The 377-nt window shown below is 46.4% G+C and carries 1 pseudogene; it reads left to right on the forward strand.

What is annotated here, in order from left to right:
• Positions 1 to 374: pseudogene (locus tag AB4486_RS28260) on the forward strand (hypothetical protein); the annotation flags it as partial.
• Between the last annotated feature and the right edge of the window lie 3 nt (positions 375 to 377).

The raw sequence follows: 377 nt of genomic DNA on the forward strand, positions 1-377 counted from the left end.
GTGACCTGCGCATGGACTCAGATGGTGATTGGCCGAGTGTTGCATCACTTAAAGATGAATGGGTTGCCCCGTTTGTAGAAGATCAGAGTTGGAAGCGCAAAGGTTCTCATGCTTGGGTACTGGACGAGCGTGGTTACTATTTCTCTGCTCCCAGTGAATCTGCAACACCAAGTGAACAAGCCAAACCAGCTGATCATGGTTCTGCGGATTCCTTTATTTTGAACGCCAACAGCGTTTCTCCTGAAATCTGGATTTACCTGGGTGGCGTAGCAAGTCAACCGACTAGTTTTGATGAGAACACACTTGAATCTTCCGGCTGGAAAATGGTAGTGAATGAATCAGAAGTTGAGCAGCATGATGCATCTTCTCATTAAACA

Source organism: Vibrio sp. 10N.222.55.C6 (assembly GCF_041473395.1).
GTDB lineage: Bacteria > Pseudomonadota > Gammaproteobacteria > Enterobacterales > Vibrionaceae > Vibrio > Vibrio crassostreae_C.